The sequence below is a fragment of the Amycolatopsis eburnea genome (assembly GCF_003937945.1).
In the GTDB taxonomy this organism is placed as follows: Bacteria; Actinomycetota; Actinomycetes; order Mycobacteriales; family Pseudonocardiaceae; genus Amycolatopsis; species Amycolatopsis eburnea.
Map to the genome: position 1 here is coordinate 89,020 of NZ_RSEC01000008.1, position 24,233 is coordinate 113,252.

The following is a 24,233-nucleotide window of genomic DNA, read 5'->3' on the forward strand; positions in this document are numbered from 1 at the left end:
TGTGCGTCAGCGCCGGTACGCGACGACCGCCTTCGCGGCGTTGAGGACCTTCTGCGCGTCCGGGATGTACAGGTCTTCGAGCGCGTCGGAGAACGGCACCGGCGTGTGCGGCGGCGTCACCATCTCGATCGGCGCCCGCAGCGAGCCGAACGCCTCCTTCGCGACGAGCGCCGAGATGTCCGTGGCGAGGTTGCACCGTGGCGACGCCTCGTCGACGACGACCAGCCGTCCGGTCTTCCGGACGCTCTCCAGGATCGTCCCGGTGTCGAGCGGGCTGGTCGTGCGCGGGTCGATGACCTCGGCTTCGATCCCGGAAGCCGCGAGCTCGCGCGCGGCCCCTCCGGCCATGGCGACCATGCGGCCGATCGCGACGACGGTGACGTCGCCGCCCTCGCGGACGACGTTCGCCTCGCCGAACGGGATCGCGTAGCTCTCCTCCGGGACGTCGCCGCTGGTGCCGTACAACGCCTTGTGCTCGCAGAAGATCACCGGGTCGTCGTCCCGGATGGACTGGACGAGCAGGCCTTTCGCCTCGTACGGGCTCGACGGGACGACGACCTTCAGCCCGGGGACGTGCGTGAAGATCGGGTACAGGCACTGCGAACGCTCCGCGGCGGCCCGCAGCCCGGCGCCGTACACCGTGCGGATGACGACCGGCGTGCGGGCGTTGCCGCCGAACACGTACCGGAACTTGGCGGCCTGGTTGAAGATCTGGTCGAAGCACGCGCCCACGGAGCCGAGTTCCGCGACCGGCCGCTGCCCGCGCGTCGCGGCGCCGATCGCCGCGCCCACGAACGCCGACTCGGCGGACGGCGTGTCGAGCACCTGGCCGGGGAACCGCTGGAACAGCCCCGTGGTGACGCCCTCACCCAGCACGATCACCGATGCGTCCCGGGCCATCTCCTGCGCGAGCGCCTCGTCGATCGCCTCGCGGTAGCTGATCGTCCTGGCCACGGCGTGCGCTCCTCAGTACGTCACGTAGACGTCGGTCTCGAGGTCTTCCCTCGTGGGTTTCGGTGCGGCCTTCGCCGCCGAGACGGCGTCCTCGATCAGCTTCGCGACTTCGGCGTCGATGTCGTCGAGGACCGGTTCGCCCAGCTCACCGCGGTCGGTGACGCGCGCCCGGAACCGGTCGAGGCAGTCGAGTCCCGCGGAGCAGCGGGTGAACTTGACCTCGATCAGCGTCGGGCCGCCGCCCTCTCGGGCGCGCTCGACGGCTTCTCCGGCTGCTTCGTGGACGGCGAAGAAGTCGAACCCGTCGACGATCACACCGGGCACGCCGAACCCGGCGGCCCGGTCGGCGATGTTGTCCGACGCCACGGACCAGGCACTCGCCGTCACCTCGGCGTAGCCGTTGTTCTCCGCGACGAAGATCGCGGGGAGGTTCCAGGCGGACGCGAGGTTCAACGCCTCCAGCGTCGTCCCCTGGTTGCCGGCGCCGTCGCCGAAGAACGCGACGCCGACACCGCCGGTGTTCTGCTGTTTCGCGGCGAGCGCAGTGCCGCAGATGAGCGGCGGGCCACCGCCGACGACGCCGCTCGCGCCGAGCAGTCCCTTGGCGAGGTCGGCGATGTGCCACGAGCCGCCCTTGCCGTGGCAGGCCCCGGTCTTGCGGCCGTAGATCTCGGCCATCATGGCGTGGACGTCGACGCCCTTGGCGATGCAGTGGCCGTGGCCGCGGTGGGTGCCGGCGATCGCGTCACGGTCGTCGAGGTGGAGGCAAACCCCGGCGGCCGAGGCCTCCTCACCGGCGTAGCCGGGCACGGACCCGGGGATTTCGCCGGTTGCGAACTCCTGGCGCACCCGCTCTTCGAACGTCCGGATGGTGCGCATCACGCGATAGGCCTCCCGCAGGGTGTCCGTCATCTTCGACGCTCCTTCCCGTGCGCGGTTTCCGTGCGCAACAGCCCTTTCCGCGCCGCTTCCGCCATCGCCGCCCGGACGTCGACGCACCACGGCCCGTCCGGTTTGAGCTCGACGAACGCGCTCTCGCCCGTCTTCAGTTCGAGTTCACGCTCACCGTCGAGCGCGATGACCCCACCGGCCGCGGCCAGCTCGACGCGCACGCCGGGCCGGAGCACGCCCCACCCCCGCACCCCGACGGGCCGCACGAGCCCGGGCGCGATCGGCGCCTGCACGACGTACGGCGTCTCCCCGACCGGGCCGAGCTGCAGCGCGACGCCGTCCGGGCTGGAGCGCGGGCTGGGACAGAGCTGCCCAGGAACGCTCGAGAGGCCGATGCCGTCCGGCTCGGCGAAGGTGCAGTACAGCTCGGTGAGCGTCGCCGGGTCCCACAGCGCCCGCGCCCCGATGTGCTTGCTCAGCGACACGCAGACGTCGACGAGCGCGATCTCACGACGTGCTTTCGTGACGACCTCCAGCACGCTGACCCGGTGCGTGACGAGGTCGGGGTCGATCTGCCCGGTCGCGATCAGCCCGGCGGCCAGTCCCGCGACGGTCGCCTCCCGCATCTGCGGGAACGCGTTGTTGGTCCCGGTCGACAGCGCGATGATCGGCACGTCTTCGCAGGCCGCGGCCGCAACGCGGGCAGTCCCGTCCCCACCGAGGACGACGATGACCCCGGCACCGGCCTCGACCATCCGCCGCACGGCGTTGGTCGTGTCGGCCGCGGTGCCGGTGAGCGGGTCGTCGTCGCAGAAGTCGACCTTGGGCCAGGTCCCGCCCCGGCCGAGCGCCCGCAGGACCGCGGCGGAGATCCCGCCCAGGTCGGTCGAGACGAGGGCGCGGTCGAGCCCGGTCACGGCGAACGCCGCCAGCAGCCGCTGGACCATGTTCGCCTTCTCCGCGGTGGGGAACACCGAAGCTTGCGCGACCAGCCGGCGGATGTCCCGTCCCGAAGCCGGATTCGCGACGATCCCCGCCACCGTTTCACCCACCTGACCTCCCGATACTTCACCGGAGAACAGGAGACTCCGCGGGCGGCGCGGAAGGAAGGGTTGCAGGCCGTTGCAGTGCCGAGCGGCACCCAGGAGGCGTCGAACGTCACCTGGGTGATCTCCAGTGGACAGTCCAACCTGGAGAAAAACCAACCGGACGCGGCTACGGGACGAGGCTGACGGGACCCTCGTAGGTGTAACCGGCCTCTTCGACCGCGCTCCGGACGTCGTCTTCGGCCAGCGTGGCTCCTGAGCGCACAACGACCCGGCCGGTCGGCACGTCGACGTCCACTTCGGTCACTCCGGGCAGCGCCGTGAGCTCTTCGGTGACCGACTGCGCGCAGTGGCCGCAGCTCATCCCGGAGACGGTGTAGCCGTGCTCGATCATGGTGCGCAGCATACGAAAAGGGCCGCCACCCCGAACGGGTGACGGCCCTTCCCCAAGATCAAAGTCAGATCACGGTGACCGACGTGGCCTGCGGGCCCTTCTGGCCCTGGCCGATCTCGAACTCGACGCGGGCGTTCTCCTCGAGGGTGCGGAAGCCGTTACCCTGGATCTCGCTGTAGTGAACGAAGACGTCGCCGCCACCGTTGTCGGGGGTGATGAAGCCGAACCCCTTCTCGGAGTTGAACCACTTCACAGTGCCCTGAGTCATCAAAAATCTCCATGTGTAACACCAAAACAGGAAGCCACTTCGGCGACCCGGGTCAGCACCCGGACGGTTTGCTTCCTCGGCGAGGAGACACTACGCCCGCTGAGTTCTGCGAGCGTGACTCATCACGAACACAAAAATCGAGACCTTCAGCAGTAAAGCACACCTTGACCAGGGCGGACAAGCGCTCGTCACCCGGGCGAGGTGAGCTATTCGCCACTCGCCGGGCGCAGTCCTTCCGTGGTGAAGGGCGAACGCCAGGCCGTGTCGTGCTCGGCCGCGACCACGGCGTCGTCGTGGGCCTCGGCGGAGGCGCTGAACAGCACCGGTACGACGCCGGAGGACTTCCGCGCTGGTTCGGATGCGTGCTGGTGATCGGTCACGTCGAAACTCCCCTCGTTCCCTGCCCGCTTCGGCGCGGGTCATGACCGTGATGGTGCCATGCGGCACCGACAGAAACCGGTTGTCTCCCGCCGGGACCCGGCCGGGAAGGTTCAGCGGCGAACCACCACCGGAACACCGTCAGGCTACCTGAGCCTTCGTCGTGCTACCACACAACTTTCCCGGCGTTTCCCGTAATGAAACCGAGTGAAATCGTTACGGGGCGGGAGGTTGCGGGCGGGCCTGCGCGAGCAGCGCCGAAAGCCGGACGTCCGGCGTCACCACATCGGGGTCCGTCCGCACGTCGATGACGCACGGCCGCTGCCGCACCAGCGCACTGGCGATGATCGGCTCCAGCTCTTCCCGATCGTCCACGGTGTACCCGGCCGCGCCCAGTCCACGCGCCCACGAAGCGAAGTCGGTCAGCGGGATCGACACCCCGGACAGCCGCCCGTGCGTCCGCGCCTGGTGCATGGCGAGCGCGCCGTGCACGCCGTTCTGGAAGACGACGACCATCACCGGCGCCCGGTACCGCACGGCGGTTTCGATCTCCTGCCCGGTCATCAGCGTTCCGGCGTCCCCCACCATGGCCACGACGGTCCGCCGCGGCTCGGCGAGCTTCGCCGCGACGGCCGCCGGCACGGCGTACCCCATCGCGGCGTTGCTTGGGCCGAGCTGGCTGCGGGGCGCGGTGAAGCACCAGTAGCGGTGCATGAACTGCGCGAAGTTGCCGGCGTCGCTGGTCACGATGGTGTCCTCGGGCGCCAGCTTCCGCAGCGCCCGGACGACGTCCACCGGGTGCACCCGCGTGTTCCCGCTGGTGTCGGGCGGGGTCATGAACGTGTGCACGGCCGCGTTCGCCGCCGAGGCCCGCCTGGTCCGCGGCGACGCCACGGCTCGCAGTTCCCGCAGGAACGGCTCGACCTCGGAGTCGACGCGGAACGTGAGCCCCCGTCGCTTCGGGCTGACGTCGATCCCGGTCCCGACCATCACCAGCGTCTGCTGCGGCGTCGGGTAGCGGTACGCCTGCGTGGTCACCTCGTCGAGCTGGGTGCCGAGCGCGACCACGAGATCGGCCCGCTCGAGCGCGTCGAGCTGCCGGGCCGGGATGCCGAGCCCGAGGTGCCCGGCGTAACGAGCGTGGTTCTCGGGGAAGGCGTCCTGCCGCCGGAAGGCGTTGTAGACGGGCAGCGCGAGCTCGTCGGCCACGGCGATCAGCTCGTCCCGCGCCGACCGCGCCCGCCCGCCGACGATGACCACGGGGTACTTGGCCTCGTCCACCAGCTGCGCGACGGCGTCCGCCGAACGGCCCAGCGTCCCGGACGCCGGCGGCCGCACCCGCGCCATCGGCTTCGCCGCGTCGTAGGGCATCCCCCAGACGTCACAGGGCACGCCGAGCACAACCGGCCCCGGCCGTCCCTCTTGTGAGGTGGTCAGCGCGTGCGCCAGCAGCCCCGGCAGGCTGTCCGGGTCGGTCACCCGCAATGTCGACTTGGCGATCGACTCGAACATCGCCGTCAGGTCCGACGTCGGCAGCTCCCCGGACGACGAAGGCACCGGTTCGGTCGCCGGCGTCTCCAGCAGGACGACCATCGGGGTCTCGTCCTGGTACGCCGTTTGGACGCCGATCGCCAGGCTCGCCGCGCTCGGCCCCCGGCTGGCGAGCAGCACGGCGGGACGCTCGGTGAGCTTGCCCTCCGCCTCCGCCATGAACGCCGCACCCGCGTCGTGGCGGGCCGAGACCAGCGTGATCTCCCGCTCGCGTTGCAGTGCGTCGAGCAGTTCCAGGAAGGACTCACCGACCACCGCGTAAACGCGGCGGACGCGCGCCTCGGTCAGGATCCGCACGGCCGTCTGGGCGACGGTCGCTCCCAGTTGGTATCTAATGAGGAGAGCTTAGGCGGGCACCGTTCAGTGCAGTCAAGTGATCTTCGCCGAAACCCGGCAAGGATGGGCCGAATGTCCGCTTTGACCGACTGTCAGCCGATCAAGGGAGCGAGGACCGCAGTCTTGACCGCAACCGAACATGAAACCGTTTTTACTTATGGCGCACCGGCGTTGAAGTACGGAACCGGCGCCAGCGACGAGATCGGCTACGACCTGACGCAGTACGGCGCCCACCGCGTGCTCGTCCTGACCGACCCGCAAGTGGCCGCGACCGGCTGGCCGCGCCGCATCGCCGACGGCATCGCCGGCTACGGCATCGAGACCGAGATCTTCGACGGCGTACACGTCGAACCCACCGATGTCAGCATGCAGAAGGCGGTTGACTTCGCCCGCGGCACCGGCCCGTACGACGCCTTCGTAGCCGTCGGCGGCGGCTCCGCGATCGACACCGCCAAGGCGGCGAACCTCCTCACCAGCAACGACGGCGACCTGATGGACTACGTCAACGCCCCCGTCGGCGGCGGCCGCGCCCCGGAGCGCCCCCTCAAGCCGTTGGTCGCGGTACCGACCACGACCGGAACGGGCTCCGAGAGCACGACGGTCTGCGTCCTCGACGTGCTGTCCCTCCGCGTCAAGAGCGGGATCAGCCACCTCCGCCTGCGCCCGACCCTCGCCGTCGTCGACCCCCGGCTGACGGTCAGCCAGCCCGCCGGCGTGACCGCCGCCAGCGGCATGGACATCCTGTGCCACGCCGCGGAGAGCTACACCGCGAAGCCGTACACCGAGTTCGAGCGCAAGCGCCCGGAACAGCGGGTGCCGTACTGCGGGGCCAACCCGCTCGCCGACATGTTCGCCGAGCAGTCCCTCCGGCTGCTGTCCTGGGCCCTGCCCGCAGCCGTGCGCGACGGCGGCGACCTCAAGGCCCGCGAAGCCATGGCCCTGGCCGCGACGTTCGCCGGACTCGGCTTCGGCAACGCCGGCGTGCACATCCCGCACGCGAACGCGTACCCGATCGCCGGCCAGGTCAGGAACTTCCACCCGGACGGCTACCCGGGCGAAGAACCCATGGTGCCGCACGGCATGGCCGTGTCGTTGACCGCGCCCGCCGCGTTCCGCTTCACCTTCGACGCGGCCCCGGACCGCCACCTCCGCGTCGCGCGCCTCCTGGCACCCGACTTCGAGTGGCCCGGCGACTTCGCCGACCACCTGCCCGCGGTACTGATCGACCTGATGCGCCGGATCGGCATCCCGGACGGCATCGGCGCCGTCGGCTACACGGAGTCCGATGTGGACTCCCTCGTCGAGGGAACGCTGAAGCAGCAAAGGCTGCTGGCCACCGCTCCGCGTGAGGCTTCCGAGGAAGACCTGTCGGACATCCTGCGCGAGTCGGTGTCGCTGTGGTGAACGAGTACCCCCACTGGCAGACGGTCCCGCTGCGCTGGAAGGACAACGACATCTACGGACACGTCAACAACGTCGTCCACTACTCGCTGATGGACACCGTGATCAACACCTGGCTGATCGAGCAGGGTGGTCTCGACATCGAGACCGGGGAGGTGATCGGGCTGTGCGTCGAGTCGCACTGCGGGTATCACTCATCGGTTTCCTTTCCTGGTTCGCTGCGGGTGGGGTTGCGGGTGGCGCACCTCGGGAAGTCCAGCGTGCGCTACGAGATCGGGATGTACGCCGCCGACGAGACCCTGGTCGCGGAAGGGCACTTCGTGCACGTCTTCGTGGACCGCGAGTCACGCCGGCCGACACCGCTCTCGGGCAAGCTGCGTGAGGCGCTGGAAGCACTGCAACCCAGCTGATGTTGGTGTCTCCGATCATGCCCTGAGCCACCGACAGAAGTGGCGAATCGACTCGAGTTATCCACAGGAGGCTCGAAAACCGGCGAGTTGTCCACAGATCGAAAACAAGGACTTCCCGAGCCTTCCGACGGCGATAAGCTGGAGGAGCACAGAGATCAGTCCACAGTGGACGAGCTCTCGGCTGACACGTGCGGCTCGCGACACGGATGGCGACCTAGGCGTCGATCCGGTGGCACCGGGAATCGTGTCCGGCTGACAGCCCCAAGGTGGCCGTAGTACCGCCGCCGGCAGGCGCCCCGCCGGTGGTCGCGGCTCCGTCGTCCACGGAAGGACTCAGTGTGGTGTGGCCGTTGCCGGAAGGCGCCCCGCCAACGGCCACACCACCGCCCACAGGTGAACCGGTCGAGGTACCGGCTGGTTCACCACCTGCACCAGCAGGCGGGCGGGCACCGGTGGCCGCATGGTCGGGCACCGGTGTCGCCCAGGCCCGCATGAGCTCCGCGTACCGCGCGGACCCGGCCACCAGTTCGGCGTGGCTGCCCACCGCGGTTTCGCGCCCGTCCACGACGAGCACGCGATCCGCGCGCAGCGCCGAGGAAAGCCGGTGCGCGATCACCACCAGAACACCACCCCGCGCGGCGAAGGCCCGCTCCGCGCGGGCCTCCGCCACCGGGTCAAGATGGGAGGTCGCTTCATCAAGGATCACCAATTGCGCCGCACTGGCGTACACCCTGGCCAACGCGAGCAGCTGCGCTTCGCCCGCGGAGACGCCTTCGCCGCCGTGCCCGATCTCGGCGTCGAGGCCGCCCAAGCGCCGCAGTAGCGCGCCCGCCCCCACCGCGTCCGCAGCGGACGACAGGTCGTCGTCCGAAGCTGACGGGGCGAACAGGCTCACGTTGTCCCGTACCGTTCCCGCGAAGACGTACGCCTCCTGCGGGATCAACGCCACCAGCTCGTGGCGCAACGCCGCAGGTACGTCCCGCACCGGGACGCCGCCCAGCAACACGCGGCCCTCCTGCGGAGCGAGCATCCCGGTGAGCAAGCCGGCCAATGTCGACTTGCCGATGCCACTCGGCCCGACGACGGCGAGGTGCTCCCCCGGCTGCAGCCCCAGCTCCAGACCACGGACGACGGGTTCGGCCGACGCACCCCAGCTGAACGTCAGGCCGTGCACCCGGACGTCGATGCCGCGCGGAGTCGCCGTGCCGTCGACGACATCGGGCAGTTCGGCGGTCTCCGCCAACCGGCGAAGGGCGACGAGCAGGCGCAGAACGACGGTGCCGGCCGTGGCCGCCAGGCCGCGGAGAGCCGGCTGCATCGTCGTGGCCAGGTAGACGAGCGCGCCCAAGGCCGCGCCCGCGGTCAGCTTGCCGCTGACCACCAGCCCCGGGGCCAGTGCGAGCGCGAGGAGCAGCGGAACGAACCCGCCGAGCGAGATCACCAGTGCTCGAAGGGCGCTCGAGCGCGCCACGCGGATCGCCGCGTTGGCCTGAGCGTCGACCGCTTCGTACATCGCCAGCGCGGCGACCGGCTGCGCATCGCAGGCCACGATGTCCCGTACGCCGGACAGCGAGGTGCCCGCCGTTGCCGCCGTGTGCTCGTCGGCCAGCGCCAGCGCGCGTTGGCGGCGAGCCAGCGACGGCAGGAGGCACGCGAAGGCGGCCAGCGCGAAGAACACCGGCAGCGCGACCGGCACCACCAGCGCACCGGCGACGGTCATGAGGCCGGCAAGTGCGGACGTCGTCGTCACCAGCATGCCGCGGGCCTCGACGAGCAGACCGGCGGTCGCGTCGCGCACGACCTCGACGTGCTGGGTGATCCGGGCGACGCCGCTGGAGTCAGGTCGGTTGCGCGGTGGGGAGTCGTCGTGCAGAACGCCGCGGACGACGGCCGTAACTAGAGCGTCGCGCAGGGGTTCGACGACCGTGCCGAGCTGGCGCCAGACCATCCGTGCGCCGAACGCGCCGAGCACGGCGGTCAGGCCGAACAACGCCAGCCAGCCGAGGCCTGCCGCTGGGTCGCCGGCGGCGAAACCGCGGTCGACGGACAGTTCGACCAGCCGTCCCGAGAAGAAAGCCGGTACGCCTTCGAGCAGCGAACAAGCCAGCAGCACGACACCGCCACGCCATTGCCCGGCGAGGGCGGACCAGTACAACCTGCGCAGGCTCACTCGCCGTCCTCCGTGAAGACACCCCGGTAGCCCGGCTTTCGCCAAAGAGCGGCGTGCGGGGCGATCGCGCGAATCCGGCCATCATCGAGCCAGACCACGAGGTCAGCGCGGGCAGCGGTGCCGGCCCGGTGGGTCACGACGACGCGCGTGCGTCCCGGCAGGGCCTCGGCCAAGGCGCGCTCGACCGCTGCCTCGGTGACTGTGTCGAGGCTGGCCGTGGCGTCGTCGAAGATCAAGACGCGCGGCTTGTGCACGATCGCCCGGGCGAGCCCGAGCCGCTGGGCCTCGCCACCGGACAGCGGTGTCTCGGTCAGCGGGGTGCGGTAGCCCTGGGGCAGGCGGACGACCACCTCATCTACCTGCGCTGTCCGGCAGGCGCCACGGATGGCGGACTCTCCGGCCCACGAGCCGTAGCCGACCGCGTCGGCGACCGTGGTTCCAAGCAGAACGGGCCGCTCGAATGCGTAGCCGACGACCGCGCGCAACTCCTCCGGGCGGAGGTGCTCGAGCGGGCGGCCGTCGAGGACGACCTGGCCCTCGTCCGGCGTGAGCAGTCCGCCGACCACCCCGGCCAGCGCCGACTTGCCCGAGCCCGAGCGGCCGACGACCGCGAGGTAGGTGCCACCGTCGATGCGCAGGTCGACGTCGGCGAGCGCGCCCTTGACGCCGACGTGGCGGAGTTCGACCGTGCCGTCACCGGGGAGGAGCGGGAGCTTGCCGGGCACGGGCAAGGGCTCGTCGAGGACCTCGACGAGGCGTTCAGCGCAGCCGCGCGCCCGGGACAGCGTGGTGAGCAGCGGGATCTGGGTGACCAGGCCGAGAGCGAGAGCGACGTAGCCGAGGGTGGCCATGACGTCGCCGACGCTCAGCCGGCCGTCGAGCACGCCGAAGCCGGCGGCGGCCAGTACGGAGAGCTCGACCGCCGGGGTCAGGAGGCCGGCGCGCCAGACCATCCGGGCCTGGGTGCGCCACAGGCCCTGTCCGGCGAGCGTCAGCTTCGGGAGCGGGCGCAGGACCCGCTCGGCTTCGCGGTCGGCCGTGCCGGAGGCGGCGATGGTGCGGAGGCCGGCGACCGCGTCGACCATGCGGGCCGCGATTTCTCCGGAGACCTGCTGGTAGGTGAGGACGTCGTCGGCGGTGCGGCGGAGGTGGCTGCGGGCGAGCAGCAACGCGAACGGGATGCTGCCCATGAAGACCAGCGCCAGGCGCCAATCCAGCAGGGCGAGCAGGACGATCGCGCCGGAGGAGATGATCAGCATCGAGCCGCACTGGACGACGATCGGGACGATGCCGCCCGCGCCCGTGCAGTCGCCCGTGAGGCGGCTGATCGCGTCGCCTTCCGCGAAGCGGGAACGGGTGCCCAGGGCGAACAGCTTGTCCGAGAGCGTGCGGCGGAGCCAGGCGGACGCCGTCGCGGTCAGGCGGGTCGTGAGGATTCCGCCGACGACGTCGGCCGCGATCTCCGCGCCGCCGACCAGCAGCAGCCAGGAGACTTCGCGCGCACTCGGGCGGCCAGCGACCACGGCGTCCACCGCGGCCGCCAGCGCGCCCGGCAGGAGCAAGCCGGCCGTGGTGGCGAGCAGTGCGGTGACCACGACGGCGGCCACACGCACACGGTCGAGGCCGGCCACCTTGACCAGCAGCCGATCGGCGGGGCCGCGCATCTCACTCCTTCGGACAGGTACCGCCGGGGCGGGTCCGGGGCGCAGAATGAACGTGCGGGAGCGGCGCACTTGGCCTGTGCCGCTCCCGCACCGTTCAGCTCGGCGCTACTCGCCGGCGGACCGCCGGGTCAGTGGCAGGTCAGCAGGCTGATGGTGCTGTTGGCGCAGGAGGCGAGCAGGCTCAGGTTCGACGCGCCGCCGTGACCGCCGCCGTGGCCGCCGTCGAGCACCTCGGGGGTCTCCAGGGCCTGCAGCTCCAGAACGAGTTCCATCGGTGTTCCTTCCTTCTGAGGGGTCCGCCGGTCAGCGACCGGAGGTCTGGAGGGACGGCGCGCCGCCCAGGAGGGGCAGCACCTCCTTGCCGTCCTGGAGGGCGGCGAGCGCGAGGAGGATTCCCGCGCCGCCGGTTTTGACGTCCATCGACAGGCGCAGCAGCTGGTTGCCGGGGAACGCGAGGCCGCCTTTGAACGGGACCGCGTACCAGGACAGCCGCGCCAGGTGCAGGTCGATCGCCGCGCGGGTCGACGGTGCCGGGTCCGGGTCCATGCCCAGGGCGACCGCCAAGCCGCACCGGCCGAAGAGCAGGCCCGGGTGGATCACGAACTCGCCGCGGCACGACTCGCGCAGGGCGGGGAGGCTCTCGCAGGCGTTGGCGTCCGGGCGGTGGCGCGCCAGTTGCTCGGCGACCAGGAGAATTCCGGCGCTGCCGACGCCGACGTAGGGCAGCGTGCGGGCGCCGCCGTCGCGGACCTGCAGTGAGCCGTCGTCGGTCTCGACGCACTCCTCGAGGTCGCGGGTCAGCGCCTGGTCGGCGAAGGACAGCCAGGCGGGCTCGCCGGTGCGCTCGAAGAGCCGGATGAACAGCAGCGCGGGCCCGGACCAGCCGGACAGCAGGCCGGCGCGGGCGAAGTTGCCGGGCGGCGGGGCCGTCTCCAGCGCCTCGGCCAGGCGGACGGCCGTGGTCAGCGCCTGGCGGCCGAACTCGTTGTCCTGGCGGACCGCCGCGAAGTGCAGCATCGCGAGCCCGATGCCGGCGAGGCCGCTTTCGAGGGCGTGGTCGGTCGTCTGCTCGACCAGCCGCGCGGACGACGCCAGCAGCTTGGTGGCCTCGCCGTGGTGACCGAAGTTCTCCAGCACGTAGGCGATGCCGTAGCTGCCGTCGTAGAAGCCGGGGCGGGTCGGCGGGTCGCGGTGGACCGCGTCGATCAGCCAGCGCTCGTGCTCGGGGAACCGGCCGGCGCCGCTGACGTCCAGGGCGTGCAACACGCCCGCGGCGCCGACGCCGAAGCAGGCGCCGCCGACGCGGAACTGCTCGATGTCGCCGGGGAAGAGCCGGTCCTGGCGCTCGGGGGTCGCACTGGCCAGGATGGCCTCGGCGATCTGCTTGCGGACCAGTGGCCAGTCCGGTTTCTCCTGGTCGAGCTCGGTGTGGGCCGGCGCCGACCGCGTGGCGGCCACCCGCGGGGCCAGTGCCGCGACCGCGGCGTCGGCGTAGCCCTCGGGGAGCGCGAACCGGCGTTCGACGAACTCCGCGATGCCGGGCAGCTTGGCCGGGGCGAGCTCCGTCAGCTGGGAGAGCGGCAGGAACAGCCACAGCCGCAACGCGGCGAGCGCGTGCTCGTCGATCTCGAAGCCGGTGCGGTCGGCCGGCGCGCGGAAGCCGGGCGCGCCCAGTGCCGGGCGGTCGCCGGACTCGACGTCGAAGGCCATCTCGAAGTCGATCAGGGAGATCCGGCCGTCGTCGTCGACCAGGATGTTCAGCGGGTGCAGGTCGCCGAAGACGATGCCGCGGGCGTGTACGGCCTCGATCGTCTTCTCGACGCCGTCGACGATTTCGAGCGCGCGCCGGGCGTAGGCGGCGAGGTCGGCGTCCGTCGTGCCACGCCTGGTCAGCGGGTAGTTGCGGGCCAGCCAGCTGCCCAGCGAGCTGCCCGGCAGGTACTCCATCGCCAGGTAGTGGTGCTCCCAGACGGTGAACCGCTCGAAGACCTGCGGCACCCCGGGAACGCCGGCCAGCCGGTCGAGGACGTCGTGCTCACGGCGGAGCCGTTCGACCGCGTCGATCCGCGCCTTGTCGAGGCCGGCGTGGGGGCGGGCCTCCTTGAGGACGACCTCGTCGCCGCCCGCCTCGGGCTCGGCGACGTAGACGCCGCCGCCGTTCGAGAAGTGCAGGGAACGCGTCACCCGGTAGCGGAATTGACCTGGGTCGCTGACCTTACGCGCGGCAACGCTGCTCCGTAAACACGCCGGAATTTTCACCCAATCGGGAACGGAGAACGTCGGCTCCCGCTTGTCGGGGACGAGCCGGCCGTCCGGCCTGCGGATCGCCAGGACGCGGTTGCCGTCGTGCTCGACCCACTGCTCGACGAATCCGCCGTAACGCACGTAGAGCGGCCCGGCGCCGTATCGCAGGTCGCTCAGGATATAGGCGCCGTGCTCGCCCTCGAGCCGGGCCGAGAGGTCCTCGAGTACCCGCTCGAGCTGCCGGTCGTCCGCCGGGTAAATCGTCACCAGCTTGGCGCTGCCGTCCCGCGGCGCGTATTTCGAATTCCGGGCGAGCAGGGTCAGCATCGAGCGGAGGTGCTTGTACGAGAGGCGGTGCTCGAGGCAGTACTCGTGCACCTGCCCGAGGACGCGGCGAGCGTTGTCCAGCCCGGCGGAGACGTGGATCTTCCAGCCCTGACCAGGCAGAACCTGACCTCGCGGGTGCAGCACGCGCCAGACCCCGCGGTCGGCGGTGACCCAGCCGGACGGCGCCGGCAGGGCCGAGGCGAATTCGTCGACCGGCGTGCCGATTTCCGGTTGTTCGTCGTAGAACAACGGGTCGGCGAAGCAATAAGCTTCGTAGCGCAGGTCCATCTGGGACACCCCTCCGTGCGTTCCCCCGGGGGCGCCGCGACCCCCGGACGAGGACCATTCCCCCATACCGAACGACCCTTGGCCAATCCGCCAACCCGGCGGTTCAACTGAGCTATCCGAGGTAGGTAAAAACGTCACTCGGGTGTCGACAGCTGAACCGAGGGTAATTTTTCCGAGACACTCCACCACTCCATAGTGGTGTAACACGAAGATTTTTACGCCATTCCCCCAGATCCACGCAAGGGCCGGACGGAATAACCCGCCGAATTGGCAGAATGCCATCAAGGCGGATCGGTGATCAATTCACCCGATGGCCGCGGATCACGTGATCCCGGAATTGTCCACAGTGGAGGATGACGTGGCCCGCGCCACGCCGCGGCACCTCGGCGGGCGGCCCCGCCGGTACCACGGAGTAAGTTGGCGCCCGGCGAGCGGAAGGAGGAACGGGTGATCACCGGATTCGCCGTGACGGTCGCTGTGGCCGCCACGCTCGTCGCGCTGTGGAGCTTCCTCCAGTCGGCGCGCAACCGGCTGCCGGACAACCCCCTCCTGGTCGCGCTCGCGGTCCTGGAGCTGCTGCTGGTCGCGCAGCTGGTGATCGGCATCGTGCTGCTCGCCGGCGGTGACCGCCCCGGCAGCCTGGCGACCTACCTGGCCTACCTGATCGGCAGCCTGGTCGTGCTGCCGGTCGGCGCCGCCTGGGCGCTGGCCGAGCGGAGCCGCTCGAGCACGGCGGTGCTGGGCATCGCGTGCCTGGCCATCCCGGTGATGGTGCTGCGACTGAACGAGGTGTGGAGTGGAGCAACGGCGTAGGACGGCCACCGGCCCCGGACGCGTGCTCGTCGCCGTGTACGCGATCTTCGCGCTGGCCGCGACGTCGCGGGCCGGCGTCCAGATCGGCACGAAGTTCCACGAAGCCCCGCTGGCCTACCTGCTCTCGGCGTTCGCCGCCGTCGTCTACATCGTCGCGACGATCGCACTGGCCCGCCGCGGTGACGGCTGGTGGCGCGTGGCCCTCGTGGCCTGCTCGATCGAGCTGCTGGGCGTGCTGACCATCGGCACGCTGAGCCTGGTCGACGCGGCCGCCTTCCGCCACCCGACCGTCTGGTCGGTCTACGGCGAGGGCTACCTGTTCATCCCGCTCGTCCTGCCCGTCATCGGGCTGTACTGGCTGCGCAGGTCCGCGCCGGCCAAGATCGCGGCCTAGCAGTACGGGGAACTGCACGTAGGCCCCGCGGGGCCTATAAATACGGATTCGACCGGCGACTTTCGTCGGTTCCGGACATTCCCCTAAAACTCGGACACTCTTGTCGTTCGGTCCCCACCGGCTTTCCCCCCACGCGGTTCTCCCCCGCGTGAAAAGGAGTGAGCGTGAAATTCGGCAAGTTCGTCCTGCTGGCCGCGAGCACCGCACTGGCCGTCGTCGGCCTCGGCGGCCCCGCGGCCGCCGAGAGCACCCCGCAGGCCCAGCCGTCGATCATCGGCGGCAGCACCGCCACGAGCGGCCCTTGGGCGGCCCGGCTGTTCGTGAACGGCCAGCAGAACTGCACCGCGACGATCATCGCGCCGCAGTACATCCTCACCGCCAAGCACTGCGTCAGCAGCTCCGGCACGTACACGTTCCGGATCGGCAGCCTGGACCAGACCAGCGGCGGCACGACGGCCACCGGCTCCACCATCACGCGCTACCCGGGCTCCGCCGACCTGGCGATCGTCAAGCTCACGACCTCGGTCAGCGCGACGTACTCGCCGCTCGGCAGCGTCGGTGACGTAGCGGTCGGTCAGAACGTCTCGGTCTACGGCTGGGGCGCGACCAGCCAGTGCGGCTCCGAGATCAACTGCCAGTCGCGGTACCTGAAGGTCGCGACGGTCCGGGTCAACTCGATCAGCTGCAGCGACTACACCGGCGGCGTCGCGGTCTGCGCGAACCGCGTCAACGGCATCACCGCCGGCGGCGACTCGGGCGGCCCGATGTTCGCCTCCGGCCGCCAGGTCGGCGTCGCGTCGACCAGCGACCGGGTGAACAACACCGCGTACACGAACATCACGCGTTATCGGAGCTGGATTTCGCAGGTCGCCGGGGTCTGATTCCCCGGGGAAAAGGGGCCCGGTCGCGACCGGGCCCCTTTTGCCGTCAGGAAGTGGAAATGTCGTCGAGCTGTTCGGCGGCGGGCCGGACCGGGTAGAGGTCGCCGCCCGGCTGGACCGGCACCGACGGCAACGCCGCCCGCGCCGCGCGATCACCGACGTCGGCCGCCGCGTGCAGGACGTCGAGCGCCGCGTACGGCCGGAAGTCCAGCTCCGGGTACGGCCACGACGACTGGCCCCGCGTGGCGGCCGGGATCAGGTAGTCGACCGCCTTGAACAGCGTCGCGCCGCTGGGTGCGGTGTAGTGCCACAGGTCGACGCCGACGTGCTTGCCGATCTGGGCGAGCCGCGTCAACGCGACGAGGTTGAAGTTCGAGTAGTGCCAGCTGCGGGTGCGGCTCGCCTCCTGCGGCTGGTAGCCGTCCGCCTGGATCTGCGGCGCGATCCGCCCCGGGCCGGCGTTCCGGGCGATGGTCTTGGCCAGATCACGCTGCCCGGTGCCGAGCGCGAGCGCGGCGGCGAGCATGTCGTAGAAGCTGCCGTGGTTGTTGTGGGCCTTGGCTTCGTCGGTGCCGTTCTTGCTGGTGCGCAGCCATTCGAGGAACTGCGTGTACCAGCCGGTCATCCCGGACCGGTCGGCCGTCGTCCAGCCCGGGGCGCCGGTGGCCAGGATGGCGGTCGCGTCGACGACCTGGGTGAGCGTGTAGGAGAACTCGATGATGCCGATGCCGCGCCCGTCGACCTTGCACGGGATGCCCTGCGCGAAGTTCATGTTCGGGTTCATCTTCGTGGCCGCGTCGAGGAACCACGTGCGCAGGTCGAGCGCCGCGCGCTGGGCGTAGCGCGCGTCGCCGGTGTAGTACCAGGCCAGCGCGAGCCGGTAGATCGCGGCGAACGCGTCGCCGCGGTAGGCGTGGTCGGTGATCTCGTCGACGATGGGGTTGCGCTGGCCGTCCTTCTGCACGAACGGGCAGCCCCACGGGTTTTCGGCGGTCGGCTCGGTGGTCGGCCACCAGTAGGGCGCGAGGCTCAGGTAGTCGTGCTTGTCACCGCTGGGCGGGACCTGCTTCTTCGACGTGACGCTCCACGGCCCCGTCGTGAGGTCGGTCTTCGCCGCGGCGAGGAGGTTGGTCAACGCCGTGCGGGACGTCTTTTCGCCGGCGAGCGCCGCGAATTTCGTCCGGAGCAGCTGGTGGCCGTCGAGGACGACGGTGTCGGGAGCGCAGACCGGCCCGATGACCGGGACGGTGCAGCTTCGTGGCGAGGCCTCCGCCGGTGCGGCGAAGGAGCTGGCGACGAGGCCGAGCGCGGCGAGCGCGGCCACGACGGTGTGGCGGAAAACCATGTCCGCTCCATTCACAAATATGAACATCAGACCCGTGAGTGAATGGAGGGTACGCATGTGAACTTCGTTGGGGCAATGCCTCCGTTCAGGCCGGCTTGGCCGCGGCCGCGCGGATGGCGTCCACGATGAACTGGTAGCCGGTGCACCGGCAGAGGTGGCCGGCGAGCGCCTCGCGGATCTCGGCCTCGGACGGGTCCGGGTTGCTCGCGAGCAGCTCGGCCGCCGTCGCCAGCACCCCGGGCGTGCAGAATCCGCACTGCAGACCGTGGCGGTCGCGGAACGCCTGCTGCAGCGGGTGCAGCTCGCCGCCGGTGGCCAGGCCCTCGACCGTCGTGACCTCGGCGCCCTCGGCCTGCACGGCGAGCAGGCAGCACGCCCGCGCAGTCGCGCCGTCGAGGGTGATCGTGCACGCGCCGCATACCCCGTGCTCGCAGCCAACGTGCACGCCCTTGAAGCCCAGGTCGTGGCGCAGGAAGTCGGCCAGCGTCCGGCGCGGTTCGCAGTCGGCGCTGCACGGCTGGCCGTTGACCGTCAGGGAGACCTTCATCGGACCGCCTTCGTCAGGGCCCGCCGCCCGAGCACCGCGGCCATCTCACGGCGATAGTCGGCGGGCGCGTGCAGGTCGGACGGCGGATCGGTGGCGGCCGCGATCTCCCGCGCGGCTTCGGCGATCACGGTATCGTCGAGCGGCCGGCCCCGCAGCAGCTCCTCGGCCGCGACCGCCCGGATCGGCGTCGGGCCGGCCCCCGCGACGGCGATCCGCGCCCGCGCGCACCGGCCGTCGTCCTGCTCGAGGGTAACGAACACCGCGACCAGCGCGAGATCCTTGCTGCGCCGGGAAAGTTCTTCGATCGCGCACGCCGCCTGCCGTACCGGGAACCGGACCGCGGTCAGCAGCTCGCCCGGCGTCAGGACCGTCCTGAATGGACCCTCGAAGAACTCGCGCGCGCCGATCACGCGTTCGCCGCGCGGCCCGCGCACCAGGAGTTCCGCGTCGAGGGCGACCGCGACGGCGGGCAGTTCGGCCGCCGGATCGGCGTGCGCGAGGCTGCCGCCGAGCGTGCCCCGGTTGCGGGTCGCGACGTGGCCGACGTGCCGCAACGCCTGGGCGAGCAACGGCACGTCCCGCCGTACGACGTCCGACGTCTCGACCACGCGTTGCCTGGTCAGCGCGCCGATTTCGACGTGCTCGCCGTCGCGGCGGACGTAAGCGAGCTCGCCGAGGCCGTTGACGTCGACGAGCAGCGACGGCCGTGCGAGCCGCATGTTCAGCAACGGCACCAGGCTCTGCCCGCCGGCGAGCACCTGGGAGCCGTCGGTGGCGAGCGAAGAGATCGCGTCGTCCACGGACCCCGCGCGGACGTACTCGAACGCGGCGGCCTTCACCGCGCACCCCGCTTGATCGCGGCCAGCAACCCGGGTGGCGTGATCGGCAACGCGGTGATCTTGACGCCGTAATCGCGCAACGCGTCCTCGACGGCGTGCGCGATGGCGGCGCCACCGCCGATCACGCCGGCTTCGCCCATGCCCTTGAAGCCGCCGGGGATGTGGTCGGCGGGCGTGCTCATGTGCGTGAGCGTGAACGGCGGGACCTCGGTCGCCGACGGGACCAGGTAGTCGCGGAAGGTCCGGGTCAGCATCCGGCCGCCGTCGTCGTAGGCGAGTTCTTCGTACAGCGCGCCGCCGATGGCCTGCGCCGCGCCGCCGTGCAGCTGGCCGTCGACGATCAGCGGGTTGATCACCGTGCCGCAGTCGTGCGCGACGAGGTAGCCGAGCAGCGTCACGACGCCGGTTTCGGGGTCGGCTTCGGCGAGCACGGCGGTGCAGCCGAACGCCGTCGCGACGTTGACCGGGTCGTAGACCTCGCGCTCCTGCAGCGTCGGCGACTCGTCCTCCGGCAGCCGTCCTTCCAGACGCCGGTGCGCGGCGTCGCCGACCTCCGCCATGCCGACGGACCGGTGCGGGACGCCGTCGACGAAGATCCGGCCGTTCTCGACGACGAGGTCGTCCGGTGAGGCTTCGAGGAGGTGGGCGGCGATCCGCAGCACCTTCGCCTTCAGCCGCGTCGCCGCGGTGAGCACGGCGGCGCCGCCGACCGCGGCCGCGCGGCTCGCGCCGGTGCCGTACCCGGTGTACGGGCAGGATTCCGTGTCGCCGGAGACAACGGTGACGTCCTCGAACGGGACGCCCAGCGCGTGGCCGGCGATCTGCGCCAGCGCGGTGTGCAGGCCCTGCCCCATCGCCGACTGTCCGGTGTGGACGGTCACGTGCCCGGTGGCGTCGATCCGCACCACCTCCTCGTCGAACCCGGAGTGCTGCAGCCCGCTGAGGTTCACGATCCGGCTCGGGCCGAACGCGGTGATCTCGTTGTGGAACGAGTAGCCGATGCCGACGCACGCGCCGCGCGCCCTGGCCTCGGCGACGCGCCCCGCCCAGCCCGCCTCCGCGACTGCTTCGAGGCACAGGTCGAGGCAGTCGGCGTAGCGCCCGCTGTCGTAGACGAACACCGGGCTCTGGTACGGAAACGCTTCCGGGGGCACGAAGTTCCGGCGCCGCACGGTGTGCGCGTCGAGGTTCAGGCGCGCGGCGAGCAGCTCGATCATCCGTTCCTGCACGAAGTTCGCCTTCGGCAGGCCCCAGCCGCGGTAGGAGCCGTACGGCGTCCGGTTGGTCATGACGGCGACGACGTCCATCTCGACCGCGGGAATCGCGTACGGCCCGGTGATGCAGGCCGCGGCGGTGTAGCAGGGGCCGAAGGCGATCGTGCCGAGTTCGGCGCCGAGCACGCCGTGGACGGTGCCGCGCACGCCGGTGATGGTGCCGTCCGCCTTCGCGGCGTATTCGACGTCGATCTTCTGCTCGCGCGCGTGCACGGTGGCGACGAAGCTCTCGACGCGGTCTTCGATCAGCTTCACCGGCCGCCCGGTGCGGTGCGAGAGCAGGGCGGCCAGGACTTCGTCGCCGTAGAAGTCGAACTTGTTCCCGAACCCGCCGCCGACGTCCGGGGTCCGCACGCGGATCTTGGCCGCGGGCAGGCCGAGGACCTCGGCGAGCAGCTCACGCGCGAGGTTGGGCGCCTGGGTGGCGAGCCACACGTCGAGCTTCCCGGTGAAGGGATCCCAGTTCGCGACCACGCCCCGCGTTTCCAGCGGCGTCCCCATCTGCCGCGCGAACCGGAAGGACTCCGCGAGCACGACGTCGGCTTCGGCGAACGCGGCGGCGACGTCCCCGGTGGCGATCGTCGTGCGCGCGCAGACGTTGTCGGGCCAGTCGTCGTAGAGCCGTGGCGCACCTTCGGCGAGCGCCTCCTCCAAAGTGCTGACGGCCGGCAGTTCTTCGTATTCGACCTCGATGAGCTCGAGCGCGTCCTCGGCGGCGGCCCGATCCCCCGCGGCGACGACCGCGACGCCCTGCCCCGGGTACCGGACGCGGTCGACGGCGAGCGGGTAGGCGTCGGTGAGCCGCATGTCGGGGACGTTCCGCCAGATCACCGGTTGCGGGGCCTTGACGACGGCCTTGACCTCGGCGCCGGTGAGCACGGTCGCCTGCCGCGCGGCCGCGCCGGTGTCGATCCGCGTGATCCGCGCGTGCGGCAGCGGACAGCGGAGAACGGCCGCTTCCAGCATGCGCGGCAGTTCGACGTCGTCGACGAACTGCCCGCGGCCGGTGAGCAGCCGCAGGTCTTCCGTGCGGCGCACCCGCGCGCCGATCAGTCCCGCCACGAATCCCACCGTGCCACCTCGGGCGAGCGGTCCGCGTCCTACGAAAGGACGACTTTCAGGCCTCGCGGGGACGAAAAAAGGCCACGAGCTTCGCGGCGGCGAGCGCGTCCCACGGGTCGGTGGTTTCGAGCACGGCGGCGGCGCCGGTGGGGAACTTGACCTGGACGGCGCGGGTGTCGTCGCCGTGCCCGGCGAGGTGCAGGGTCAGGTCGCTGACGCCGGGCTCGTGCGCGACCAGCGCGACGGCGGTGACCTCGGGCGGCGTCCGGCTCGCGGCGTTCAGCAGTTCGGGAACGTCGGCGCCGTAGAGGTCTTCGTCGAACGTCACGGGCGGCGCGGCGGGGAGTTCGCCGGCGACGTGCTGCCAGGTCTCGCGCGTGCGCCGGGCGGTGGAGCAGAAGACGAGTTCGGGGACGTAGCCGGCGTCGACGAGCCAGCGGCCGAGCTTGGGCGCGGCGCGAAGCCCGCGCGGCGCCAGGGGGCGATCGTGGTCCGGGAGGTCGTCCGTCCAGTCCGACTTGGCGTGGCGGACGACGATGAGCCGTCGGGGCGCGTCCATCGGCCGAGCCTAACGAGCCCGCGGCGGCAGGCTCGTCAGGCTCGGCGGGTCAGGACCCGATGTGAGGTCCGTGCCGGACTTGGTGATCCGGCGGTCAAAGCAGCGGCTTTCGCGCGATCAGACCCCGCTGACCTGGCGGATCCAGCTGCGGCCCGCCGCGACGCTGCCGTAGGTCGTGGTGCTGGAGCGGTCGCTGGTCGAGCAGACGCCCACCTGGACCCCGCCGTCGAGCATCGGGCCGCCCGAGTCGCCGCCGGCGACCGCGCCGTTGGGGGTGTACGCCTCGATGGCCGGACCGCCGAAGTAGTCGCTGGCGCCGGTGTCGGAGATCTCGACCGATGCCTGCTTCAGCACGCTCGACTGGTGGCTCCCCTCGTCGGTGGACTGGGTCGCGCCCCAGCCGTAGACGCGGGCGGCGTCGCCTTCGGTCGCGTCCGACGAGCTCGTCGCGAGCCGCGCGAACGTGCTGCCGCCGTCGGTGTTCAGCTTGATCAGGGCGAGGTCGCCGCCCGAGTAGACGTAGGTGGATGCCGCTTTCGCGTGCACGCCACCGGAAGCGCTGTTCGACCCGATGTAGAGGTCGATGTCGGAAAGGCGCCGGCCGTTGTTGTCGTACATGCAGTGCTTGGCGGTCAGGACCCAGCGCGTGCCGATCAGGGTGCTGGTGCAGAAGAACGTGTAACCGTTGGCGTGGCCGTTGAACCGGGTGATGTAGCCGGGGTTCTGCGCGGTGCTGCCGCCGATGATCGACGGCTGCGCGTCGGGCGGAAGCGGCGTGACGGGCGCGGCCGACGCGGGGGCGGCGGCGAGCGTCGCGAACGCGGCGCAGGAACCGGCGAGCACAGCGGCGGCGCGGACGAACCGGCCGGGGTTTTCACGCATTTCGGTACTCCCTTGGGGAACCGGTGGGGACTCACCGAAAGTAAGCGGACGGTGTGCTTCGGGTAATCCGCTGGAAGTCCTGTGCTGATCAACGGAACAGAACGGTTCCTTCGGCGGGTTGCGCTTTCCCTTGCTCCACACAGCCGACGTTCGTCGGGTGACACCGGCTCGCCGCGGCTGCTAAACCCGGGAGACCGCCCGTCGCCGGCCCGGTGCGATCCACCGCGGCCCGCCGGGCGCACCCGCGGTGCGGACCGACCCTCGAGGAACCTGGATGCCGTTGTTCGCGGTACCCGAACCAGCCCGGCGGGAGCTGGCGCACGCGCTGGCCACCGGCCCGTTCAGCAGGGCGCTGACGCTGGCCATCGACCACAGCGGCCTCGGCCTGGCCCGGCTCAAGGGAAGGCTCGACGCCGCCGGCGCGCCCGTCAGCACGACGACGTTGAGCTACTGGCGCACCGGTCGGACCCGTCCCGAACGACCGGAGTCACTACGCGCGGTTTCGGTGCTCGAAGGCGTCCTCGGCCTGCCCGCGGACGCGCTGACCGCCCTGCTCGCGCGGCCTCATGGCGGTGAGCCCGGGGTATCGGCAGCGGTGCGCTGGGAGCGGCTGTGGGAGCCGCGCGCCCGCGTCCTGTCGGTGTTGCACTCCTTCGACGCCGCCGACGAGACGTCGCTGGTCGTGCTCAGCCTGCACGAGAGCTTGCACGTCGACGCGTCCCGCGCGTTGACCCGGCTGCGCGTCCGGGAGGTCGTCCGCGCGGTCGCGGAACCGGTCCAAGCCAAGGTGGTGGTCCTGCGCGGCTGCACCCCGGGCCGCCCACCGCGGCTGGTGTCGACGCGGTATTGCCAGGCGGTGCGCACGGAGGTGCAGGCCGAGCCGGGGTTCATCGTGAGCGAGCTGGTGCCGCACCGGGCGCTGGCGGTGGGTGAGACGGCGATTCTGGAGTACGAGTTCGAGTACTGCGACGGAGTGCCCGACACCAGCTACGACCGGCGGTTCCGGCACCCGGGGGCCGAGCACCTGCTCGAGGTGCACTTCGCGGCGGGGGTGGTGCCGGTGAGTTGCCAGGGTTACCGGCTGGACTCGTCCGGCGGGCCGGAGCGCGAGGTGACGGCGGTTTCGCCGGTGTCGCCGGCGCACGTGTTCAGCTCCGGCGGGCCGCCGGGGATCCGGGGGATGCGCTGGCGCTGGTGAGTGGGCCGCCTGGGGCTCGAACCCAGAACGGATGAGCTCGGGTTAGCGGCTGGTTCTCGTCATCGGTCGATACCAGTCTTCACCTGCATGGACGTCCGCGCCAAACGATCATGGTCG

General features: G+C 71.1%; 23 protein-coding genes. 6 read left to right on the top strand and 17 right to left on the bottom strand.

Annotation, left to right across the window (positions count from 1 at the left end; translation table 11 throughout):
• Positions 1 to 6: 6 nt before the first annotated feature.
• The 7 genes from EIY87_RS01505 to EIY87_RS01530 form a co-directional block, all read right to left on the bottom strand.
• Positions 7 to 954 carry an alpha-ketoacid dehydrogenase subunit beta gene (locus EIY87_RS01505; RefSeq protein ID WP_125305829.1) on the bottom strand — a complete coding sequence of 316 codons (948 nt, stop codon included), beginning with the start codon at positions 952 to 954 and terminating at the stop codon, positions 7 to 9.
• 12 nt (positions 955 to 966) lie between these two features.
• The gene (locus EIY87_RS01510) at positions 967 to 1,866 is read right to left on the bottom strand and encodes a thiamine pyrophosphate-dependent dehydrogenase E1 component subunit alpha (RefSeq protein ID WP_125305830.1); all 900 of its coding nucleotides are present in this window, start codon (positions 1,864 to 1,866) and stop codon (positions 967 to 969) included.
• Positions 1,863 to 2,897: an ATP-NAD kinase family protein gene (locus EIY87_RS01515; RefSeq protein ID WP_125305831.1), complete on the bottom strand. Its 1,035-nt coding sequence runs from the start codon at positions 2,895 to 2,897 to the stop codon at positions 1,863 to 1,865. The genes EIY87_RS01510 and EIY87_RS01515 overlap by 4 nt, the downstream gene beginning before the upstream one ends.
• 163 nt (positions 2,898 to 3,060) lie before the next feature.
• Positions 3,061 to 3,285 carry a heavy-metal-associated domain-containing protein gene (locus EIY87_RS01520; protein WP_125305832.1) on the bottom strand — a complete coding sequence of 75 codons (225 nt, stop codon included), beginning with the start codon at positions 3,283 to 3,285 and terminating at the stop codon, positions 3,061 to 3,063.
• A 64-nt stretch (positions 3,286 to 3,349) separates the two neighbouring features.
• Positions 3,350 to 3,553, bottom strand: coding sequence for a cold-shock protein (locus tag EIY87_RS01525; RefSeq protein WP_004563013.1), 204 nt, complete (start codon positions 3,551 to 3,553; stop codon positions 3,350 to 3,352).
• A 206-nt stretch (positions 3,554 to 3,759) separates the two neighbouring features.
• A complete protein-coding gene (locus EIY87_RS47965) occupies positions 3,760 to 3,933 on the bottom strand; it encodes a hypothetical protein (RefSeq protein WP_166640346.1) in 174 nt (57 codons plus the stop codon).
• A gap of 214 nt (positions 3,934 to 4,147) precedes the next feature.
• The gene (locus EIY87_RS01530) at positions 4,148 to 5,806 is read right to left on the bottom strand and encodes a thiamine pyrophosphate-binding protein (protein WP_125305833.1); all 1,659 of its coding nucleotides are present in this window, start codon (positions 5,804 to 5,806) and stop codon (positions 4,148 to 4,150) included.
• Between the two features lie 135 nt (positions 5,807 to 5,941).
• Here EIY87_RS01530 and EIY87_RS01535 point away from each other — a divergent pair, with 135 nt between their 5' ends.
• Positions 5,942 to 7,222 carry a hydroxyacid-oxoacid transhydrogenase gene (locus EIY87_RS01535; protein WP_125305834.1) on the top strand — a complete coding sequence of 427 codons (1,281 nt, stop codon included), beginning with the start codon at positions 5,942 to 5,944 and terminating at the stop codon, positions 7,220 to 7,222.
• Positions 7,216 to 7,629, top strand: a complete 414-nt coding sequence (locus EIY87_RS01540) for an acyl-CoA thioesterase (RefSeq protein WP_125305835.1) — start codon at positions 7,216 to 7,218, stop codon at positions 7,627 to 7,629. The genes EIY87_RS01535 and EIY87_RS01540 overlap by 7 nt, the downstream gene beginning before the upstream one ends.
• Positions 7,630 to 7,843: 214 nt before the next feature.
• On the opposite strand, the gene EIY87_RS01545 is transcribed toward EIY87_RS01540, so the two are convergent.
• The 4 genes from EIY87_RS01545 to lanKC form a co-directional block, all read right to left on the bottom strand.
• Positions 7,844 to 9,799, bottom strand: coding sequence for an ABC transporter ATP-binding protein (locus EIY87_RS01545; protein WP_125305836.1), 1,956 nt, complete (start codon positions 9,797 to 9,799; stop codon positions 7,844 to 7,846).
• Complete coding sequence (locus tag EIY87_RS01550) at positions 9,796 to 11,463, bottom strand: ABC transporter ATP-binding protein (RefSeq protein ID WP_125305837.1); 1,668 nt, start codon at positions 11,461 to 11,463, stop codon at positions 9,796 to 9,798. Before EIY87_RS01550 ends, EIY87_RS01545 begins: the two co-directional genes overlap by 4 nt.
• 128 nt (positions 11,464 to 11,591) lie before the next feature.
• Complete coding sequence (locus EIY87_RS01555) at positions 11,592 to 11,735, bottom strand: SapB/AmfS family lanthipeptide (RefSeq protein WP_125305838.1); 144 nt, start codon at positions 11,733 to 11,735, stop codon at positions 11,592 to 11,594.
• 31 nt (positions 11,736 to 11,766) lie between these two features.
• The gene (gene lanKC, locus EIY87_RS01560; RefSeq protein WP_125305839.1) at positions 11,767 to 14,322 is read right to left on the bottom strand and encodes a class III lanthionine synthetase LanKC; all 2,556 of its coding nucleotides are present in this window, start codon (positions 14,320 to 14,322) and stop codon (positions 11,767 to 11,769) included.
• A gap of 447 nt (positions 14,323 to 14,769) precedes the next feature.
• On the opposite strand from lanKC, the gene EIY87_RS01565 reads away from it, so the two are divergent.
• The 3 genes from EIY87_RS01565 (at position 14,770) to EIY87_RS01575 (ending at position 16,410) form a co-directional block, all read left to right on the top strand.
• A complete protein-coding gene (locus EIY87_RS01565; RefSeq protein WP_125305840.1) occupies positions 14,770 to 15,135 on the top strand; it encodes a hypothetical protein in 366 nt (121 codons plus the stop codon).
• A 22-nt stretch (positions 15,136 to 15,157) separates the two neighbouring features.
• Positions 15,158 to 15,529: a hypothetical protein gene (locus EIY87_RS01570; protein WP_125306002.1), complete on the top strand. Its 372-nt coding sequence runs from the start codon at positions 15,158 to 15,160 to the stop codon at positions 15,527 to 15,529.
• A 164-nt stretch (positions 15,530 to 15,693) separates the two neighbouring features.
• Positions 15,694 to 16,410: a S1 family peptidase gene (locus tag EIY87_RS01575; RefSeq protein ID WP_125305841.1), complete on the top strand. Its 717-nt coding sequence runs from the start codon at positions 15,694 to 15,696 to the stop codon at positions 16,408 to 16,410.
• 46 nt (positions 16,411 to 16,456) lie between these two features.
• On the opposite strand, the gene EIY87_RS01580 is transcribed toward EIY87_RS01575, so the two are convergent.
• From EIY87_RS01580 to EIY87_RS01605, 6 genes are all read right to left on the bottom strand, one after another.
• Positions 16,457 to 17,755 (bottom strand): alginate lyase family protein, encoded by a 1,299-nt coding sequence (locus EIY87_RS01580; RefSeq protein ID WP_125305842.1) that lies wholly within the window; start codon positions 17,753 to 17,755, stop codon positions 16,457 to 16,459.
• 85 nt (positions 17,756 to 17,840) lie between these two features.
• Positions 17,841 to 18,302: a (2Fe-2S)-binding protein gene (locus EIY87_RS01585; protein ID WP_125305843.1), complete on the bottom strand. Its 462-nt coding sequence runs from the start codon at positions 18,300 to 18,302 to the stop codon at positions 17,841 to 17,843.
• Complete coding sequence (locus tag EIY87_RS01590; protein ID WP_125305844.1) at positions 18,299 to 19,141, bottom strand: FAD binding domain-containing protein; 843 nt, start codon at positions 19,139 to 19,141, stop codon at positions 18,299 to 18,301. The genes EIY87_RS01585 and EIY87_RS01590 overlap by 4 nt, the downstream gene beginning before the upstream one ends.
• A complete protein-coding gene (locus tag EIY87_RS01595; RefSeq protein ID WP_225439635.1) occupies positions 19,138 to 21,477 on the bottom strand; it encodes a xanthine dehydrogenase family protein molybdopterin-binding subunit in 2,340 nt (779 codons plus the stop codon). The genes EIY87_RS01590 and EIY87_RS01595 overlap by 4 nt, the downstream gene beginning before the upstream one ends.
• Before the next feature lie 55 nt (positions 21,478 to 21,532).
• The gene (locus tag EIY87_RS01600) at positions 21,533 to 22,036 is read right to left on the bottom strand and encodes a SixA phosphatase family protein (protein ID WP_125305846.1); all 504 of its coding nucleotides are present in this window, start codon (positions 22,034 to 22,036) and stop codon (positions 21,533 to 21,535) included.
• 117 nt (positions 22,037 to 22,153) lie between these two features.
• A complete protein-coding gene (locus EIY87_RS01605) occupies positions 22,154 to 22,918 on the bottom strand; it encodes a S1 family peptidase (protein WP_125305847.1) in 765 nt (254 codons plus the stop codon).
• A 274-nt stretch (positions 22,919 to 23,192) separates the two neighbouring features.
• Here EIY87_RS01605 and EIY87_RS01610 point away from each other — a divergent pair, with 274 nt between their 5' ends.
• Complete coding sequence (locus EIY87_RS01610; RefSeq protein WP_125305848.1) at positions 23,193 to 24,116, top strand: hypothetical protein; 924 nt, start codon at positions 23,193 to 23,195, stop codon at positions 24,114 to 24,116.
• The last annotated feature ends 117 nt before the right edge of the window (positions 24,117 to 24,233 follow it).